The 17,158-nt window shown below is 59.3% G+C and carries 18 protein-coding genes and 1 pseudogene; 8 read left to right on the top strand and 11 right to left on the bottom strand.

Annotated elements, in window-relative coordinates; genetic code table 11:
- Positions 1 to 199: 199 nt before the first annotated feature.
- Both ACIP1X_RS15875 and ACIP1X_RS15870 read left to right on the top strand, forming a co-directional pair.
- Complete coding sequence (locus ACIP1X_RS15875) at positions 200 to 1,222, top strand: transporter (RefSeq protein ID WP_212543852.1); 1,023 nt, start codon at positions 200 to 202, stop codon at positions 1,220 to 1,222.
- Between the two features lie 342 nt (positions 1,223 to 1,564).
- On the top strand, positions 1,565 to 3,178 hold the full coding sequence (locus tag ACIP1X_RS15870; protein ID WP_400753419.1) for an inorganic phosphate transporter: 1,614 nt from the start codon (positions 1,565 to 1,567) through the stop codon (positions 3,176 to 3,178).
- A 144-nt stretch (positions 3,179 to 3,322) separates the two neighbouring features.
- Here ACIP1X_RS15870 and ACIP1X_RS15865 read toward each other — a convergent pair whose 3' ends face one another.
- Positions 3,323 to 4,219 (bottom strand): LysR family transcriptional regulator, encoded by an 897-nt coding sequence (locus ACIP1X_RS15865; RefSeq protein ID WP_400753416.1) that lies wholly within the window; start codon positions 4,217 to 4,219, stop codon positions 3,323 to 3,325.
- Between the two features lie 120 nt (positions 4,220 to 4,339).
- Here ACIP1X_RS15865 and ACIP1X_RS15860 point away from each other — a divergent pair, with 120 nt between their 5' ends.
- On the top strand, positions 4,340 to 5,098 hold the full coding sequence (locus tag ACIP1X_RS15860; RefSeq protein WP_400753414.1) for an SDR family NAD(P)-dependent oxidoreductase: 759 nt from the start codon (positions 4,340 to 4,342) through the stop codon (positions 5,096 to 5,098).
- Positions 5,099 to 5,229: 131 nt separating this feature from the next.
- Here ACIP1X_RS15860 and ACIP1X_RS15855 read toward each other — a convergent pair whose 3' ends face one another.
- Complete coding sequence (locus tag ACIP1X_RS15855; RefSeq protein WP_212543856.1) at positions 5,230 to 5,667, bottom strand: multidrug/biocide efflux PACE transporter; 438 nt, start codon at positions 5,665 to 5,667, stop codon at positions 5,230 to 5,232.
- 89 nt (positions 5,668 to 5,756) lie between these two features.
- Here ACIP1X_RS15855 and ACIP1X_RS15850 point away from each other — a divergent pair, with 89 nt between their 5' ends.
- On the top strand, positions 5,757 to 6,611 hold the full coding sequence (locus tag ACIP1X_RS15850; protein WP_159812766.1) for a LysR family transcriptional regulator: 855 nt from the start codon (positions 5,757 to 5,759) through the stop codon (positions 6,609 to 6,611).
- A gap of 227 nt (positions 6,612 to 6,838) precedes the next feature.
- Here the strand turns inward: ACIP1X_RS15850 and ACIP1X_RS15845 are convergent, their stop codons facing one another.
- A complete protein-coding gene (locus ACIP1X_RS15845; protein WP_400753410.1) occupies positions 6,839 to 7,675 on the bottom strand; it encodes a LysR family transcriptional regulator in 837 nt (278 codons plus the stop codon).
- 111 nt (positions 7,676 to 7,786) lie between these two features.
- On the opposite strand from ACIP1X_RS15845, the gene ACIP1X_RS15840 reads away from it, so the two are divergent.
- Positions 7,787 to 8,512, top strand: a complete 726-nt coding sequence (locus ACIP1X_RS15840; RefSeq protein WP_400753407.1) for an SDR family oxidoreductase — start codon at positions 7,787 to 7,789, stop codon at positions 8,510 to 8,512.
- A gap of 120 nt (positions 8,513 to 8,632) precedes the next feature.
- Here the strand turns inward: ACIP1X_RS15840 and ACIP1X_RS15835 are convergent, their stop codons facing one another.
- The 3 genes from ACIP1X_RS15835 to ACIP1X_RS15825 are packed head-to-tail and all read right to left on the bottom strand — an operon-like array spanning position 8,633 to position 10,665.
- Positions 8,633 to 9,862: an RNA polymerase sigma factor gene (locus ACIP1X_RS15835; RefSeq protein ID WP_400753404.1), complete on the bottom strand. Its 1,230-nt coding sequence runs from the start codon at positions 9,860 to 9,862 to the stop codon at positions 8,633 to 8,635.
- The gene (locus ACIP1X_RS15830) at positions 9,855 to 10,199 is read right to left on the bottom strand and encodes a YciI family protein (protein WP_400753401.1); all 345 of its coding nucleotides are present in this window, start codon (positions 10,197 to 10,199) and stop codon (positions 9,855 to 9,857) included. Before ACIP1X_RS15830 ends, ACIP1X_RS15835 begins: the two co-directional genes overlap by 8 nt.
- 40 nt (positions 10,200 to 10,239) lie before the next feature.
- A complete protein-coding gene (locus ACIP1X_RS15825) occupies positions 10,240 to 10,665 on the bottom strand; it encodes a YybH family protein (protein WP_400753398.1) in 426 nt (141 codons plus the stop codon).
- A 141-nt stretch (positions 10,666 to 10,806) separates the two neighbouring features.
- Between ACIP1X_RS15825 and ACIP1X_RS15820 the strand changes: the two genes are divergently transcribed.
- Positions 10,807 to 11,292 (top strand): GNAT family N-acetyltransferase, encoded by a 486-nt coding sequence (locus ACIP1X_RS15820; protein WP_400753395.1) that lies wholly within the window; start codon positions 10,807 to 10,809, stop codon positions 11,290 to 11,292.
- 193 nt (positions 11,293 to 11,485) lie between these two features.
- On the opposite strand, the gene ACIP1X_RS15815 is transcribed toward ACIP1X_RS15820, so the two are convergent.
- The 3 genes from ACIP1X_RS15815 to ACIP1X_RS15805 form a co-directional block, all read right to left on the bottom strand.
- Positions 11,486 to 11,974, bottom strand: a complete 489-nt coding sequence (locus ACIP1X_RS15815) for a GNAT family N-acetyltransferase (protein ID WP_053122958.1) — start codon at positions 11,972 to 11,974, stop codon at positions 11,486 to 11,488.
- A gap of 120 nt (positions 11,975 to 12,094) precedes the next feature.
- Complete coding sequence (locus ACIP1X_RS15810; RefSeq protein ID WP_053122959.1) at positions 12,095 to 12,589, bottom strand: GyrI-like domain-containing protein; 495 nt, start codon at positions 12,587 to 12,589, stop codon at positions 12,095 to 12,097.
- 67 nt (positions 12,590 to 12,656) lie between these two features.
- A complete protein-coding gene (locus ACIP1X_RS15805; protein WP_400753393.1) occupies positions 12,657 to 13,319 on the bottom strand; it encodes a LysE family translocator in 663 nt (220 codons plus the stop codon).
- 138 nt (positions 13,320 to 13,457) lie between these two features.
- On the opposite strand from ACIP1X_RS15805, the gene alaC reads away from it, so the two are divergent.
- The gene (gene alaC / locus ACIP1X_RS15800; protein WP_159812781.1) at positions 13,458 to 14,675 is read left to right on the top strand and encodes an alanine transaminase; all 1,218 of its coding nucleotides are present in this window, start codon (positions 13,458 to 13,460) and stop codon (positions 14,673 to 14,675) included.
- 207 nt (positions 14,676 to 14,882) lie between these two features.
- Positions 14,883 to 14,999, top strand: a pseudogene (locus ACIP1X_RS15795) (hypothetical protein); the annotation flags it as partial.
- A 163-nt stretch (positions 15,000 to 15,162) separates the two neighbouring features.
- Here the strand turns inward: ACIP1X_RS15795 and ACIP1X_RS15790 are convergent.
- Both ACIP1X_RS15790 and ACIP1X_RS15785 read right to left on the bottom strand, forming a co-directional pair.
- On the bottom strand, positions 15,163 to 16,518 hold the full coding sequence (locus ACIP1X_RS15790; protein ID WP_159812783.1) for a GntP family permease: 1,356 nt from the start codon (positions 16,516 to 16,518) through the stop codon (positions 15,163 to 15,165).
- A gap of 82 nt (positions 16,519 to 16,600) precedes the next feature.
- Positions 16,601 to 17,134: a gluconokinase gene (locus ACIP1X_RS15785; protein ID WP_212543865.1), complete on the bottom strand. Its 534-nt coding sequence runs from the start codon at positions 17,132 to 17,134 to the stop codon at positions 16,601 to 16,603.
- Positions 17,135 to 17,158: the final 24 nt, after the last annotated feature.

Genomic DNA, 17,158 nt, shown 5'->3' with positions numbered 1-17,158 from the left:
TCCAATACCGGTGATAGATAAGCGGTCATCGACCAGAGCCGCGATGAATTGAGATCGACTGTGTACCCACACGGTATCGAAATCGGTACATGTCACCCCGTCATCGAGCGGTCACAAAACCGTCACGCACGATTGCGAAGATGCCGAGCAGGTGAATCTGTAAACCCCACGCCAGACGCCCTCCTCGCAGCGAGCCTCCATGAACCACAGCCTCGACATCAGTCATCGCGATCCCGATCTGTTTGGCCTGCTCTACGGTTTTCGTTTTCTGCCCGGCGAACGTGGCCGCGAAGTGGATTCGGCGACGGCATTACGCTGTTTGCAGGACGACAGCGATAGCGGCGAATTTCTTTGGCTGCACCTCAATCTGGCGCACGCGGCGTGCGAGCGCTGGATGAAGAGTCACCTGCAATTGCCTGAAGAATTTTTCGAGGCGTTGCATGAAGGCTCGCGCTCGACGCGCATCGAGCATGTCGATTCGGCGTTGCTGGCGGTGGTCAACGATGTGGTGTTCAACCTCAGCAGCATGGTGTCGTCGGACGTGTCGACATTGTGGGTCTGCGTGCGCAGCAAATTGATCGTCAGCGCGCGCCTGCAACCGCTGCACTCGGTGGATAAATTGCGTTCGTCGGTGAAGGCTGGCGAGCGCTTTCGTTCACCGTCGGAACTACTCGTGCATTTGCTGCGGGATCAGGGCGAGGTGCTGACGCAAATCGTGCGCAAAACCAGCATGAGTGTGGATCAGGTCGAGGATGAATTGCTCTCCTCAAAGCTGTCGACCAACCGCGCGGAACTGGGTGCCAATCGACGGGTGCTGGTGCGGCTGCAACGGCTGTTGGCGCTGGAGCCGGGTTCGTTGCTGCGCCTGCTCAATCGGCCGCCGCCGTGGTTGCAGAAGGAGGACGTCAAGGAACTGCGCAAATCCACTGAAGAGTTTGCGCTGATCATCAACGACCTCACGGCGTTGGGTGAGCGGATCAAATTGCTCCAGGAAGAGATCGCCGCCAACCTCAACGAACAGAGCAACCGCACGCTGTTTACCCTGACCGTGGTAACGGTGCTGGCGTTGCCGATCAACATCATTGCCGGTTTTTTCGGGATGAATGTGGGCGGGGTGCCACTGTCGCAGGATCCGGAAGGGTTCTGGATATTGGTGGCGCTGGTGGCGACGTTTACCGTGATTGCCGGAAGGTGGGCGTTTCGTAAAAGAGGTGATTACTGACCCTTGCGCACCACAGATCTATTGTCGCTGCAGAGATCTATCGAGATGACAAAGATTCTGTGGCGAGGGGATTTATCCCCGTTCGGCTGCGCAGCAGTCGTAAATCCGGTGATCGCGGTTGAGCTGATACACCGAGGTGAATGGTTTTGGGGCTGCTTCGCAACCCAACGGGGATAAATCCCCTCGCCACAAAAGCTCACCTGAATTCCCCAGAGTTCAGGTATGGACTCAACAGATCAATGGTCAGGCTATTCATCCAAACACTGATCTGCCGCAGTCTCTCTGTAACATTCTGCAATGATCATGGGCGACATTCCTTCCCTCGCTGAGGATTGTCCGCTCATGGCTACTCCCTCCCTGACCGCCAGCCACACATCCGCCCCCAGCGGCAGGCCCGCCCTCGACAAGAAAACCAGCCCGTTCACCTACGTGATTTTTTTCGCCGTGCTGGCGATGGGCATGCTGTTCACCGCCTATAGCCTGATGCACGACATGCACGAACTCGGCACGGTCGTCACCACGTGGACGCCGTTTCTGCTGCTCGGCGTGGCGCTGCTGATTGCGCTGGGCTTCGAGTTCGTCAACGGTTTCCATGACACCGCCAACGCCGTCGCCACGGTGATCTATACCCACTCGCTGCCGCCGAATGTGGCGGTGGTCTGGTCGGGTTTTTTCAACTTTCTCGGTGTGCTGCTTTCGAGCGGCGCGGTGGCGTTCGGCATCATCGCGTTGCTGCCGGTTGAGTTGATTTTGCAGGTCGGTTCGTCGGCCGGTTTCGCGATGATTTTCGCGCTGTTGATCGCCGCGATCCTTTGGAACCTCGGCACTTGGTGGCTGGGTTTACCGGCGTCTTCGTCGCACACGCTGATCGGTTCGATCATCGGCGTCGGCGTGGCCAATGCCTTGATGCACGGCCGCGACAGCACCAGCGGTGTCGACTGGGCGCAGGCGACCAAGATCGGTTACGCGCTGCTGCTCTCACCGCTGGTGGGTTTCGGTTGCGCGGCGCTGTTGCTGCTGGCGCTGCGCGCGTTCGTGAAGAATCGTTCGCTGTACAAGGCACCGGAAGGCAACGCGCCGCCGCCCTGGTGGATTCGCGGTTTGCTGATCGCCACGTGCACCGGCGTGTCCTTCGCTCACGGCTCCAACGACGGCCAGAAAGGCATGGGCCTGATCATGTTGATTCTGGTCGGCACGCTGCCGATGGCGTACGCCCTGAACCGCACCATGCCCGAAGAACAATCGCTGCAATTCGCCGCTGTGGCGCAAGTCACCCAACAAGCGCTGGTGAAAAGTGCACCGCAGCCGGCGCCGGCCGATCCGCGCCCGATCCTTTCCGATTACGTGCGCAGCAAGGAAGCCACGCCGCAACTGATCCCCGCCCTCGCTGCCCTCACCGGGCACATCGGCGAAGAAGTCCGGGGCTACGGTTCGCTGGCGAAAGTCCCGGCCGAAGCCATGGGCAACGTGCGTAACGACATGTACCTGGCCAGCGAAAGCATTCGCCTGATGGACAAGAACAAGGTCGGCAATTTCGACGCCGACACCAGCAGCAAACTGCAACTGTTCAAGCAACAGATCGACAACGCCACGCGGTTTATTCCGCTGTGGGTGAAGATCGCCGTGGCCATCGCGCTGGGGCTCGGCACCATGGTTGGCTGGAAGCGGATTGTGGTGACGGTGGGTGAGAAAATCGGCAAAACGCACCTGACGTATGCGCAGGGTGCGTCGGCGGAAACCGTGGCGATGCTGACCATTGGTGCGGCGGATATGTTCGGTTTGCCGGTGTCGACGACGCATGTGTTGTCGTCGGGTGTGGCGGGGACGATGGTTGCCAACGGTGGCGGGTTGCAGATGAAGACCATCCGCAATTTGTTGATGGCGTGGGTGCTGACGTTGCCGGCGGCGATCCTGCTGTCCGGCAGCCTCTACTGGCTGTTTACCCAGATCTTCTGACCCACAACAATTCCCTGTAGGAGCTGCCGCAGGCTGCGATCTTTTGATCCTGTTTTTAAAGATCAAAAGATCGCAGCCTGCGGCAGCTCCTACAGGTAGCCGTTTCAGATAGAGATCCAGTGAGGTTTGAGTGCAAGGTGTGGGTTAGAGGGTTGAGCGGATCACATCGCCGAGCCAATCCATAAACACGCGCACGCGCAACGGCAAATGTCGCTGCCGGGCATACAACAACGAAATCGCCATCGACGGCGCCGTAAACTGCGGCAACACCGTCACCAGTTCGCCGTTATCCAAATGCGGCTTCATGCCCGAGCGCGGCACTTGGGTCAAACCGAACCCGCCCAGACACGCCGACTCATAAGCATCCGTGCTGTTAACCATCACACTGCCCGCCATCGGCAAACGCTTAACCTCACCTCCCTCCTCGTACACAAACCCTTCCGAACGCGAACCCAATACGCCGACGTAATGCACCAGCCGATGCTGCGCCAGATCCTCCAGCGTCTGCGGCACACCATAGCGTTCAAGGTAAGCCGGGCTCGCGCAGTTGATCATCGAAAAATCGCCCAAATGCCGCGCGACCACCGATTGATCCGGCTGCGCGCCAATGCGCACCACACAATCAAAACCCTCGCTGAGCAGATCGACGCGGCGGTCGGTGCTGCTGATTTCCAGTTCCAGATTTGGGTGACGATCCATGAACTCAGGCAACAGCGGCATGACCAGACGTCGCGACAGAATGTTTGGCATGTCGACCCGAATGCGCCCGGTCAGCGAGGCCTCATCCTGGCGGAACAACCCTTCAATCTCGTCCATGTGCGAAAGCAGATCCTTGCTGCGTTCGTACAGCACCAGTCCATCTTGCGTCGCCTGCACTTTGCGCGTGGTGCGCTGCAACAGGCGCGTGCCGAGCAACGCTTCCAACGCCTGCACGTGTTCGGACACGGTAGAGCGCGGCAGGCCGAGGCTCTCGCCGGCGAGGGTGAAACTCGACAATTCGCTGACCCGGACGAAGGTGCGCAGCAGTTCCAGTTTGTTCATGTAAGCACCTGACGATTGTTCGGCTGAGCCGATCAGTGATTCCGATTTCAGTCTGTTTATCACCTATCAGTGGACAAATAAACTGAGCCCATCACCACTCATCACAATCGAGGAAAGCCCATGAACCGCAAAATCGCATTGATCACCGGCGCCAGTCGTGGCCTCGGCAGAAACGCCGCCCTGCACCTCGCCGCCCAAGGTGTCGACATCATCGGCACTTACCACAGCCGCGCGGATGAAGCGCAGGCGCTGGTCGTCGAAGTGGAAAAACTCGGCGCCAAAGCCGTCATGCTGCAACTGGACGTCGGTCGCAGTGACAGCTTTGCCGCGTTCGGCGCGAAGGTTGAGCAAGCGCTGCGCGAACAATTTGAACGCGAGCGTTTTGATTTCCTGATCAACAACGCCGGGGTCGGTCTGCACGTGAGCTTCGCCGAGACCACGGTTGAGCAATTCGACATGCTGATGAACGTGCATTTCAAAGGGCCGTTCTTCCTGACGCAGCAACTGCTGCCGCTGATCAACGACGGCGGACGCATCATCAATATCTCCAGCGGCCTCGCGCGTTTCACCATCCCGGGCGCCAGCGCTTATGCGGCGATGAAAGGCGCGATTGAAGTGCTGACCCGTTATCAGGCGAAAGAGCTGGGCGCGCGGCAGATTGCTGTGAACACGTTGGCGCCAGGCGCGATTGAAACTGACTTTGGTGGCGGGACGGTTCGCGATAATGCGGCGGTGAATGCGATGGTCGCGGAAAACACTGCGCTAGGACGCGCCGGTCAGCCGGATGATATTGGCGGGGCGCTGGCGTTGTTGCTGTCGCCGGGTGCGCAATGGATCAATGGCCAGCGGGTTGAGGCATCCGGCGGGATGTTCCTCTAAACCTGACACCCATCCATTGTGGCGAGGGGATTTATCCCCGTTGGGGTGCGCAGCGCCCCCTCTTTTGATCCAGAAAAGATAGGCCTGCTGCGCAGGCCAACGGGGATAAATCCCCTCGCCACAGGTTTTGGTTAACCCTCACAAACACCACGGGTCATGAAGCGTTCGCGCAGCACGTCGTACGCCCAGTGATACACATAGGTGTACGGCAGGAAGAACAGCAGCACGCCGATATCCAGCAAAAACGCCTGCCACAGACTCACCGACAACCACCACGCAATCAGCGGCACGCCCATCACAATCAAACCACCCTCGAACAGCAGCGCATGCACCACACGCACCCAGGCGTTATGCGCAACATTCATCCGCGCCAGTACCCGGTCGAAGTAGCGGTTGAACACCACGTTCCAGCCCAGCGCCAGCATCGCGATCAACACCGTCACCGCGCCCATTTCAAGCATCGGTTTTTTCATCAACCACGCCAGCAGCGGCGTGCAGATCAGAATGGCCAGCAGTTCGAAACCAACGGCCTGGAAAATACGTTCAGTGATGGATTTAGGGGCAGTCATTGCCTGACTCCTTGAGTGAAGATGGTTGCCATGATCTAACCTCACACCGATACTTCACAACCAATAACCATCGATCAAGGCGATAGTTCATGGCCTCGCAAGAAGTGCTGTTGGCGTTTGTGCAAGCGGCGACCCAAGGTTCGTTTTCGGCGGCGGCGCGCAAACTCGGGCGCAGTCAGTCGACCATCAGCGCGGCGGTCGCCAGCCTTGAGATCGATCTGGATCTGGTGCTGTTCGATCGCAGCAGCCGAAAACCGACGCTCACCCCCGCCGGGCATGTGATGTTGCAACGAGCGGAGGCGATTCTGGCGGCGACCAGTCGTCTGGAAATGACCGCGCGGCAGTTGTCCCAAGGCGTCGAGCCGAAGCTGACCGTGGCGATTTCCGACACGTATCAGTCGTACCGTTTTGAAGCGGCATTGGTCGGGTTCGAGCAGCGTTATCCGGATCTTGAGCTGGAATGTTTGATCGCTGAATGCGATGACTTGATTGAACTGGTGCAACGCGGTCGCGCACATCTGGCCTTCGCGGAGATGCAGGAGAATTATCCGCCAGATCTGGTGACCTCGACCGTGGCCGAACGCACGGAAATAGCTCTGTTCGTCAATCGCGATCATCCGCTGGCGACGCTTGAGCACATTGATCAGCACACCTTGGAGCTGCATCGCGAGCTGCGCCTGGCGACCATCGTTAATCCCTATGACAGTCGTGGCAAAGGCCGGGTGTGGTCGGCGCCGAGTTATTTGATGTTGCTGGAAATGGCCGAAAAGGGTTTCGGCTGGGCGCCGTTGCCGCGTTGGCTGGCGCAGCGGTTTGGCAATGATTTGTTGGTGGAATTGAAAGTGCGTGGCTGGCCTAAACCGGTGTTTGTCGATGCACTGTGGTCGCGGCTGTATCCGCCGGGGCCGGCGGGGAGCTGGTTGTTGAACAAGATGCTGGAATAGCGGTGCCCCATTCGCGAGCAAGCCCGCTCCCACAGGTATCGAGGTGTTCATTGATTTTGTATGCGACTCGGACACTGTGGGAGCGGGCTTGCTCGCGAAGGCGTCATCACAGACACTGGTTGCTTAACAAAATGTTTGAGTAGATCAAAAGATCGCAGCCTTCGGCAGCTCCTACATGGGAATGCGTACCTCTGTAGGAGCTACCGAAGGCTGCGATCTTTTGATCCTCAAGCAGCCTCAATCACCACCGGTCGATTCAACAAAAAATACTCATGCAACCCTCGCATCGCCGGCAGCTCCAGCGCCTGCGCCGCATAACATAACCCTACCCTTCGCGTCGGCGCCGGCAGGTGCAACGCGCGCACCACCACCCGCGCATGCCCGGTCACCAATGACTGCGGCAACATCGCCACGCCAACTCCCGCCGCGACCATGTGCAACGCCTGTTGCAACGAGCCGGCATGCCCCGCCACCGCTTCCGGCGAACGCCCGTACAACGCCATCAAGCGCTGATGCGACGGATGCTGCGGACAGGTAATCCAATCCTCGATCGGTGCCCAATTCGCTTGCACCGTCGCCATCGGATGATTCACCGGCAGCGCCATCACATAGGATTCTTCCCACAGCGGCAGGAACAATTCGTCCTCGCAACACATCTCTTCGACCGCCAAGCGTCCATCACCCTGACAGCCCTCCTCCATCGTCAGCAACAGATTCGGCAATGCCAGATGCGCCATGCGTACAAAGGCTTCGATGTGGCTGGCAGCGATGTCGCCCTCGATGCCGAGGGTCAGCGGCGCACGGTTTTCGCGGCCGCGAAACATTCGGCTCAGCGCCTCGGCGTCGGCGACCATCCGCCGCGCTTGCGGATACAGCAACCGCGCTTCATCACTGACCTCGACACCGCGCGGCTGGCGCACGAATAACGTCGCGCCGAGTTCTTCTTCAAGCTGTTTGATCGTCACCGATAGCGTCGGCTGACTGATGAACAGGCGCTGCGCGGCGGCGGTGATGTTGCGTTCCTCGAACACGGCGAGGAAGGCCTTGAGATGACGGACATCCATAGGAGATACCGATAGCAGACAGAGGAATAAGGCATTTTTCAGCCACAACGGCGCTAAATATACTGTGCCCATCGTTCAGTCATTTGAAATACTTATTTCAGGAGTTCACCCATGAGCAAGCCATTGATCATCATCACCGGCGCCAGTTCGGGCATCGGCGAAGCCACCGCCCGTCGTTTAAGCGCGGCCGGCCATCCGCTGCTGTTGCTCGCGCGTCGCGTTGAACGCCTTGAAGCGTTGGCGCTGCCGCACAGCCTGAGTCGTAAAGTCGACATCACCGATCGCAACGCATTGCTCGCGGCGGTGGCGGAAGCCGAAGCGCAATTCGGCCCGGCGGATGCGCTGATCAACAACGCTGGCGTCATGTTGCTCGGTGCGATGAGCGAGCAGGATCCGGCGCAGTGGGATCAGATGCTCGACGTCAATGTGAAGGGCTTGCTCAACGGTGTGCACGCGGTGGTGGCCGGGATGATCGCGCGTAAGCACGGGACGATCATCAACGTCAGTTCGGTGGCCGGGCGCAAGACGTTCCCGAACCATGTCGCGTATGTCGGCACCAAGTTTGCGGTGCATGGGTTGTCGGAGAATCTGCGCGAGGAGCTGGCGCCGCACAATATGCGTGTGACGACGATTGCGCCGGGGGCGGTTGAAACTGAGTTGCTGAGCCACACCACGGATGAGGCGATCAAGACCGGGTATCAGGCGTGGAAGCAGGACATGGGCGGCACGGTGTTGAGTGCTGAAGATGTGGCGACGGCGATTGAATATGCGTATGGGCAGCCGCAGGGGGTGTGTATTCGCGAGATAGTGATGGCTGCAACCCGGCAGCAGGCCTGATTTATTGGTTGGTCTTAATGGCCCCTTCGCGAGCAAGCCCGCTCCCACATTTGGAACGCGATCAACTGTGGGAGCGGGCTTGCTCGCGAAGAGGCCGGCAGTACCAGTGAAGATTTCAGCTCAACCCAGTTCACCAAGCCGCCCCTCAATAAACCGCCGTTCCGGCTCCTGCCGCGTCAATTCAAGCGCCCGCAAATACGCCTCCCGCGCCTCTTCCACCCGCCCCAACTGCCGACAAAACTCCGCCCGCGCCGAATGCGCCAAGTGATAATCCTGCAACTCGCCCCGCGCCAAAATACCTTCAATCAACTGCAACCCCGCCAACGCCCCATCCCGCTTCGCCACCGCCACCGCTCGATTCAACTCAATCACCGGCGAAGGCACCGCCCGCAACAGCACGTCATACAAACCAACGATCTGCTCCCAATCCGTCTCGGCCGCCATCGGCGCTTCGGCATGCACCGCCGCAATCGCTGCCTGCAAACAATACGGCCCAAATCGCCGTGTGGTCAGCGCGCGCTCGACCAGCGCGCAACCTTCAGCGATCAACCCGGCATCCCACAACGAACGATCCTGATCATCCAGCAGCACCAGTTCACCACTCGGCGAGGTGCGCGCCGAGCGTCGTGATTCGTGCAACAGCATCATCGCCAGCAGCCCCATCACTTCCGGCTCCGGCAGCAATTCCATCAACAACCGCCCCAACCTGATCGCCTCACGCGTCAGATCTTCGCGGGTCAGTTCAGCGCCGACCGACGCCGAATAGCCTTCGTTGAACACCAGATAAATCACCCGCAACACGCTATCGAGGCGCTCGGGCAATTCGCTCAGGCTCGGCACCTGATAAGGGATTTTCGCGTCACGGATCTTGGCTTTCGCCCGCACGATGCGTTGGGCAATCGCCGCCGGCGCCGAGAGAAACGCGCGGGCGATTTCTTCGGTGGTCAGGTCGCAGACTTCGCGCAAGGTCAGCGGCACTTGCGCATCCGCCGCCAGCGCCGGGTGACAACAGGTGAAGATCAGCCGCAGGCGATCGTCTTCCACGTCTTCGCCACTCCAGTCGGCCTGTTCGAGTTCTTCCAGTTGCGCCAGCAACATCGGCTGCGAGGCCTTGAACCGGGCGCGGCGGCGCAATACGTCAATCGCCTTGAAGCGCCCGGTCGAGACAAGCCAGGTGCGCGGATTTTCCGGCACGCCGTCGCGCTGCCAGCGTTCGACGGCGACGAAGAACGCCTCGTGCAAGGCTTCTTCGGCGAGGTCGAAATCACCCAGCAGGCGAATCAGCGTCGCCAGAATCCGCCGCGAGTCTTCGCGATAGACCTGCTCGACCCGCGACCGAACCTCAGACATTCAACTGCCGCACCGGGCGCACTTCAACGCTGCCGACCCGCGCCGCCGGAATGTTGCCGGCGAGCTGGATCGCTTCGTTGAGATCCTTGGCGTCGATCAGATAGAAACCGGCCAATTGCTCCTTGGTTTCAGCGAAAGGGCCATCGGTGATCGACAACTTGCCATTGCGCATACGCACCGTGGTGGCGGTCTGCACCGACTCCAGCGCCTCGGCGGCAACCATCCGCCCACTGCCCTGAATCGACTCGGCGTAAGCCCAGCACTCGGCGTCTTCCGGGCTGTCGGGCGATGAATGCAGCAAGCGTTCATCGCTGTAGACCAAGCATAAATACTTCATGGCGTTCTCCTGAAGCGGACGGATCAACTATGGCTGAAGATCAAGGTTGCACATCGAACAGGGTCGCGCCGCTCATCGGATCGAATGGCGCCGACCAGTGTTCATGGGCGATTTTCCACGCCCCGCCGATCTGCCGATAGCAGGCGGTGACGCGCATCCAGCAGCTCTGGGTTTCGCCTTTTTCATTGGTGCCGCCGCAATTGGCCACCCAGTGCGCGAAGGCGATGTTGTCGGCGCTTTCGATGGCGATTTCATGGAATTCGAAAATGTGCGGGCCGGGGCACATTTCCATGCACGCGACCCAGTGTTCGCGGTACGCCGGTTTGCCCTTGAATTGCAGGGCTTTGATCGCGTCGAACGAGACGATGTCGTCGGCGTACAGCGCCATGACTTTCTCTACGTCCTTTTTCATCACGGCGTCGCGGTAGGTGTTGATCAGGGTCTGGATTTCGGATTGTGCGCTCATGGTGTTCTCCGTGGTTTTTGTGGTGAAGACACCCTTAGTCGCTTGGTGGATCGGCAGATCGACAGGCGAAACAAAAAAATTCCACTGAGGGCAAAATCGCTAGAATCCGAGGCTTATCTTTGTAGGAAAAAGGAAATTCCCGTGTCAGCCCAACTCGTGCCGTACGACAGCCTGAATGCTTTGCAGCGTCAGCAAGTCGAGGCGATTGAAATTCATGCCGAGCAGATCAAGTTCTCCGGCGATATTCACGGTGCGTTGCACACCTTGTTGTCGAAACCCGGCCCCGGCGTAAAGGGTTTTGCCCTGCTGGCGGAAGACGTGCCGGTGGCGTTTCTGCTGCTCAAGCGCCCGCCCGTGTTGCCGGCCTGGGCTGATGAACACAGCGCCACCTTGCATGCGTTGCAGGTTGATCGCCGCGCGCAGGGCAAGGGTTATGGCAAAGCGTGTCTGCAAGCGCTGCCCGAGGTCGCGCGTCAGGCGTGGCCGGAAATCAAAGGGCTGGAGTTGTCGGTGGACGCGGATAACGACGCGGCGATTGCGCTGTACGCCAAGCACGGCTATGTCGACAGCGGCGAAGCGTACAAGGGCCGGATCGGTTACGAACGGCGCATGGGGCTGGTTTTCTGAGACACCGAGGGATGCATGATGCCGAAACCTACGATCTTGATGCATCAAAACGGATAACCGACCCCCTTACTGACACAACTCAAACCATTGTAGGAGCTGCCGAAGGCTGCGATCTTTTGATCTTGATCTTCTTAACAGCAAGATCAAAAGATCGCAGCCTTCGGCAGCTCCTACAGTGGAGATCGGGTTGGCTTTAGAGGGTAAGGATCATCTCGTGCCACGCCATGCCGCCGTGATCCGACTCCGACGGTTTGATGTAGGCAAAGCCAAACCCGGCGTACAGCGGAATATGCTTCTCCTTGCACATTAAATGAATCGTCGCCTTATCCATCCCGCGCATGCGCTCGATAAACTCAGCCATCAAGCGCTTCGCCAGCCCCTGCCCCTGATAATCCGGGTGCACCACCACCGACATGATCACCACGTTCGGGCCTTTTGGATCGTGGCCGATCAGCTCCTTGAACGCCTCGTCCGACATCTGCACATCAAACGCAGCGCCCGAATTGACGAAACCCGCCACCACGCCATCCACTTCCGCCACGACAAAGCCTTCCGGCCAGGTGGCGATACGCGTGGCGATTTTCTCGCGGGTGGCGGCTTCGTCGCCTTCGTAAGCAACGGTTTCGATGGCGTAGCAGCGATCCAGGTCGGCGGCGGTGACGTTGCGGATGACGGTGTTCATGGCGGCTCGGAAATCAGCAGAAGAAAGTGCTGAAAGCATAAAGGAATCGCGGGGGCATATCGATCCGCACACGGCGCAAACGCATGAGGCGGATCAGTGATCCGCCTCATCACTGTCGGCTCAGGCCTTGGTATCGACCGGCACACAGATTTCCAGTTTGCCGGTGTGCAGGCGCGGGTTGAAATCGGCGCTGTAACGCTCCAGTTCCGGGGCGTTCAGCTCGACGTAGTGAGAGGTCGGCAACCAGGTTTTGTAGATGTATTGCAGGGTTTGCGGCAACTGATCGAGCGGCCCTTTGTGTTCGAACACCGCGTACTGGCGGGGCAGCACTTCGACCCAGCGATAGACGTCCTGCGGCAGTTCGTCGAGCTTGGTGATTTCCACGCCGGCGATGTAATCGAAGCCGCCCTTGCCGTCGAAATTGCAGCAGACGCCGTAGGTCACTTCGCCTTTTTGCCCGGGAATTCGCCCCAGATGAGGCAGGAATTTCTCCCACAGCGCCGGGATGTCCTTGGCGGTGTCTTGGGTAAATCGATCGCCAAATCCTGCAATCAGCAGGAAGTGTCCATGTTCGAAGCGAGGTTCAGCCACTTCGACGCGTGTTTGCTCATCCATGACTCGACTCCTGGCACAAAAAAGGGGTTCGGCTGGGAGTATAGAAAGCCAAACCCGTTTCGCACGGTTACAGCGAATGCAACTGCTCGACGGCACCGGAACCGACGAATTCGTTGTAGCCGGATACGATCACGTAGACTGCGAAATAGCAGAAGATCGCTGCAGATGCCAAGTAGGAATAGCGCAAAAGCTTATCACCCAACAACTTGCCACCGTGGCTGGCAGCAAAGCACAAACCGGCCGACCAGAGCAGCCCGGCGCAGAGGAAACCACCGAGGAACAGCGCCGAACTCACCGGGCCACCGCCACCGGAGCGGGCGATCAGCGTGCCGCCCACCGCAGCGAACCAAAGAATCGCGCTCGGCGAAGACATGGCGAGAAAAATCCCACGAAAGAATTCCTTGCGATGGGAGTTCTGCCCCACCTCCGCCGTCTCGGCCAGCAGCGCTTCGTGATGGATCGCCGAGTAAATCATCTTCGCCGCAAAGTAGATCAGCAGCGCCGAACCGCCGATCCACAGCACCCAGCGCACGCTTTCGTATTGCAGCAGAACTGTCATCCCGGCCAGCGCCAGCACCGCATAAATCAAGTCGCCGACGCAGGTGCCAAGGCCCAGCGCGAAGCCTTGAAAGTAACCGCGCTGCATCGCCAATGTGATCATTGCGATGTTGGCCACGCCGATATCCAGGCACAGCGAAAGGCTCAGCAAGAAGCCGCTGGTGAATTCCATCAACCATTTTCCTTGGAAAAATTTGTTAACAAACGGGCTGGACAGTATGCCATCACTGACCTTATCTTCCGCCACAGGTCACCGCAGTGACCAGCGTCGCTCGGACGGTTCCGGGCGCTTACGTTATCCGAGGCAACAATGGCCGAACAAGGTTCGCCGCGCCGCTTTGCGCGCATAGATCGACTCCCCCCTTACGTTTTCAACATCACCGCCGAGCTGAAGATGGCCGCGCGTCGTCGTGGTGAAGACATCATCGACTTGAGCATGGGCAACCCGGACGGGGCCACACCGCCGCACATTGTCGAAAAACTTGTACAAGTTGCCCAACGCGAAGACACCCACGGTTACTCGACGTCCAAGGGCATTCCGCGTCTGCGCCGGGCGATTTCCAACTGGTACAAGCAACGCTACGAGGTCGACATCGACCCGGAAAGCGAAGCCATTGTCACCATCGGTTCCAAGGAAGGCCTCGCGCATTTGATGCTGGCGACCCTGGATCAGGGCGACACCGTACTGGTGCCGAACCCGAGCTACCCGATTCACATCTACGGTGCGGTGATTGCCGGTGCCCAGGTGCGTTCGGTGCCGCTGGTGCCGGGTGTGGATTTCTTCGATGAGCTGGAACGGGCGATTCGCGGCTCGATTCCGAAACCGAAAATGATGATCCTCGGCTTCCCGTCGAACCCTACCGCACAATGCGTGGAACTGGATTTCTTCGAACGGGTGATCGCCCTCGCCAAGCAATACGACGTGCTGGTGATTCACGATCTGGCCTACGCCGACATCGTCTACGACGGCTGGAAAGCCCCGTCGATCATGCAAGTGCCGGGCGCCAAGGACATCGCGGTGGAGTTTTTCACCCTGTCCAAGAGCTACAACATGGCGGGCTGGCGCATCGGTTTCATGGTCGGCAATCCGGAACTGGTTAACGCCTTGGCGCGGATCAAGAGCTACCACGACTACGGTACGTTCACCCCGCTGCAAGTCGCGGCGATCGCGGCGCTGGAAGGTGATCAGCAGTGCGTGCGCGACATCGCCGAGCAGTATCGTCAGCGTCGTAATGTGTTGGTGAAAGGGCTGCATGAACTGGGCTGGATGGTCGAAAATCCGAAGGCGTCGATGTACGTCTGGGCGAAGATTCCTGAGGCGTATGCGCATCTGGGTTCACTGGAATTCGCCAAGAAGCTGCTAGCTGAAGCGAAGGTTTGCGTCTCGCCGGGGGTGGGGTTTGGTGAGTATGGCGACGATCACGTGCGCTTTGCGCTGATCGAAAACCAGGATCGCATTCGCCAGGCTGTGCGCGGCATTCGCGGCATGTTCCGGGCCGATGGCCTGGCCCCGAAAACCTCTGCCTGACGCACTGATCGTTCCCACGCTCCGCGTGGGAATGCAGCCCGGGGCGCTCCGCGTCCCAAAGCGGACGCAGAGCGTCCATTGAGGCATTCCCACGCAGAGCGTGGGAACGATCACCCACAAAAAAACCGCATCGCTGCGGTTTTTTTGTGTCTGCAAGAAGCGCTTAAACGAACAGCGACAGCAGCAGAATAAAGCCCAACGCAACCTGGCGATTATCACGTGCGCTTTGCGCTGATCGAAAACCAGGATCGCATTCGTCAGGCGGTGCGCGGCATTCGCGGGATGTTCCGGGCCGATGGCCTGGCCCCGAAAACCTCCGCCTGACGCACTGATCGTTCCCACGCTCCGCGTGGGAATGCAGCCCGGGACGCTCCGCGTCCCAAAGCGGACGCAGAGCGTCCATTGAGGCATTCCCACGCAGAGCGTGGGAACGATCACCCACAAAAAAACCGCATCGCTGCGGTTTTTTTGTGTCTGCAAGAAGCGCTTAAACGAACAGCGACAGCAGCAGAATGAAGCCCAACGCAACCACCGACAGGATGGTTTCCATCGCTGTCCAGGTCTTGAACGTCTCGGCCACGGTCATGTTGAAGTACTGCTTCACCAGCCAGAAACCGGCGTCGTTCACGTGCGACAGGATCAACGAACCGGCGCCGGTCGCGAGTACCAGCAGCTCACGGTTAACGCCCGGAATCATCCCCACCACCGGCACCACAATGCCCGCGCCGGTGATGGTCGCCACAGTTGCCGAACCGGTCGCGATACGGATCACCGCCGCCACCAGCCATGCCAGCAGGATCGGCGAGATCTGTGCGCTGACCGCCATGTGGCCGATCACGTCGCCCACGCCGCTGGTCACCAGCATCTGCTTGAAGCCACCGCCGGCACCGATGATCAGAATGATCGCGGCGGTTGGCGCCAGGCTCGCGTCCAGCCACTTGAGCATCTGTTGCGAGCCGATGCCTTGTTTGTGACCGAAGGTGTACAGCGACAACAGCAACGCCAGCAGCAGTGCGGAGATCGGGTGACCGATCATGTCCATCCAGGTGCGGAAGAAGTGACCGTCCGGCAGCGCGACGTCTGCGAAGGTTTTCAGCAACATCAGGAACACCGGCAGCAGCACGGTAACCAGGGTGATACCGAAGCTCGGCAGGCTCGCCGAGTCATCGTTTTCACGGGCCAGTTGATCGACCAGTTCCTGATTCGGGTGACCCGGAATGTGCTTGGCGATGAAGGTACCGAAGATCGGACCGGCAATGATCGCGGTTGGCAGCGCCACGATCAGACCATAAAGAATGGTCTTGCCGATGTCCGCGCCGAACACGCCGATGGCCAGCAACGGGCCCGGGTGCGGTGGCACCAGACCGTGCACGGCGGACAGACCGGCGAGCAGCGGGATACCGATCTTGATGATCGACACGCCAGTGCGGCGCGCCACGATGAACACCAGTGGAATCAGCAGAACAAAACCGATTTCGAAGAACAGCGGGATGCCGACCAGAAACGCGGCGAACATCATCGCCCACTGGACTTTGTCCTTGCCGAACGCACGAATCAGGGTCTGGGCAATCTGATCCGCCCCGCCCGATTCAGCCATCATTTTGCCGAGCATGGTGCCCAGCGCGAGGATGATGCCGACGAAACCGAGCACGCCACCGAAGCCGTCCTGGAACGCTTTGATGATGGTGCCGATCGGCATGCCGGAGGTCAGACCGAGGAACGCGGCAGCGATGGTCAGGGAAATAAACGGGTGCAGCTTGAACTTGGTGATCAGGACAATCAGTCCGATCACGGTGACCACTGCATCAAGCAGCAGAAACGCGTCGTGGGACATGCCAAACATTGGGGGTGTCTCCTGGATTGTTGTTGTTATTAAAGCGGGTTAAACAGAAATCGTGAGGACAGCGCTATCTCTTTCAACACACTCATACCGCCTGTTTCAGACCGTGGGCTTGCCACCAGACGTGAGCCTGCGACGCCAGTTCTTCAACGCTGTGGATCGAAGCGTTCAGCGCCAGAGTCAACGGCTCGCCCTTCGGCGATTCGAGGGTGGCGAACTGGCTTTCGATCAACGTAGCCGGCATGAAGTGGCCCGGACGGTGGGACACACGTTCAGCGGCGACTTCAGGGGTCAATTCAAGAAACACGAAGCCCAGGCCCGGCAAGGCACTGCGCAACACTTCGCGATAACTGTGTTTGAGGGCCGAGCAGGTCAGCACCGGGCGTTTGCCCGATGCATCGACGCGACGCAGTTCGACGCACAGGCTGTCGAGCCAGCCGGCGCGGTCGTCGTCGTTCAGGGGGATCCCCGCGCTCATCTTTTCGATGTTCGCGGCCGGATGGAAAGTATCGCCTTCAATGGCAGTGGCGCCGCTCAATTGGCACAGGGCCTCGCTGACGCACGTCTTGCCGCAACCGGCAACGCCCATGATGACCAGGGCGGTGATGGGATGACTCATATAACACCTCAGCGCGCAGACAGC

Source organism: Pseudomonas sp. NPDC088885 (assembly GCF_044750025.1).
Lineage (GTDB): Bacteria > Pseudomonadota > Gammaproteobacteria > Pseudomonadales > Pseudomonadaceae > Aquipseudomonas > Aquipseudomonas rustica.
Note: the sequence above shows the minus strand (reverse complement) of the source record. Positions and strands in the feature narration are given on the sequence as shown.

Bases quoted from the DNA above. Each gene is read 5' to 3' on its own strand.
- ACIP1X_RS15815 (WP_053122958.1), bottom strand. From the start codon at position 11,974: ATGAACACCGTCATCCGCAACGTCACCGCCGCCGACCTGGATCGCTGC.
- ACIP1X_RS15865 (WP_400753416.1), bottom strand. From the start codon at position 4,219: ATGAACAAACTGGAACTGCTGCGCACCTTCGTCCGGGTCAGCGAATTG.
- ACIP1X_RS15835 (WP_400753404.1), bottom strand. From the start codon at position 9,862: ATGTCTGAGGTTCGGTCGCGGGTCGAGCAGGTCTATCGCGAAGACTCG.
- ACIP1X_RS15875 (WP_212543852.1), top strand. From the start codon at position 200: ATGAACCACAGCCTCGACATCAGTCATCGCGATCCCGATCTGTTTGGC.
- ACIP1X_RS15785 (WP_212543865.1), bottom strand. From the start codon at position 17,134: ATGAGTCATCCCATCACCGCCCTGGTCATCATGGGCGTTGCCGGTTGC.
- ACIP1X_RS15805 (WP_400753393.1), bottom strand. From the start codon at position 13,319: ATGGAATTCACCAGCGGCTTCTTGCTGAGCCTTTCGCTGTGCCTGGAT.
- ACIP1X_RS15855 (WP_212543856.1), bottom strand. From the start codon at position 5,667: ATGACTGCCCCTAAATCCATCACTGAACGTATTTTCCAGGCCGTTGGT.
- ACIP1X_RS15860 (WP_400753414.1), top strand. From the start codon at position 4,340: ATGAACCGCAAAATCGCATTGATCACCGGCGCCAGTCGTGGCCTCGGC.
- ACIP1X_RS15810 (WP_053122959.1), bottom strand. From the start codon at position 12,589: ATGGATGAGCAAACACGCGTCGAAGTGGCTGAACCTCGCTTCGAACAT.
- ACIP1X_RS15825 (WP_400753398.1), bottom strand. From the start codon at position 10,665: ATGAGCGCACAATCCGAAATCCAGACCCTGATCAACACCTACCGCGAC.
- ACIP1X_RS15845 (WP_400753410.1), bottom strand. From the start codon at position 7,675: ATGGATGTCCGTCATCTCAAGGCCTTCCTCGCCGTGTTCGAGGAACGC.
- ACIP1X_RS15870 (WP_400753419.1), top strand. From the start codon at position 1,565: ATGGCTACTCCCTCCCTGACCGCCAGCCACACATCCGCCCCCAGCGGC.
- ACIP1X_RS15850 (WP_159812766.1), top strand. From the start codon at position 5,757: ATGGCCTCGCAAGAAGTGCTGTTGGCGTTTGTGCAAGCGGCGACCCAA.
- alaC (WP_159812781.1), top strand. From the start codon at position 13,458: ATGGCCGAACAAGGTTCGCCGCGCCGCTTTGCGCGCATAGATCGACTC.
- ACIP1X_RS15830 (WP_400753401.1), bottom strand. From the start codon at position 10,199: ATGAAGTATTTATGCTTGGTCTACAGCGATGAACGCTTGCTGCATTCA.
- ACIP1X_RS15840 (WP_400753407.1), top strand. From the start codon at position 7,787: ATGAGCAAGCCATTGATCATCATCACCGGCGCCAGTTCGGGCATCGGC.
- ACIP1X_RS15790 (WP_159812783.1), bottom strand. From the start codon at position 16,518: ATGTTTGGCATGTCCCACGACGCGTTTCTGCTGCTTGATGCAGTGGTC.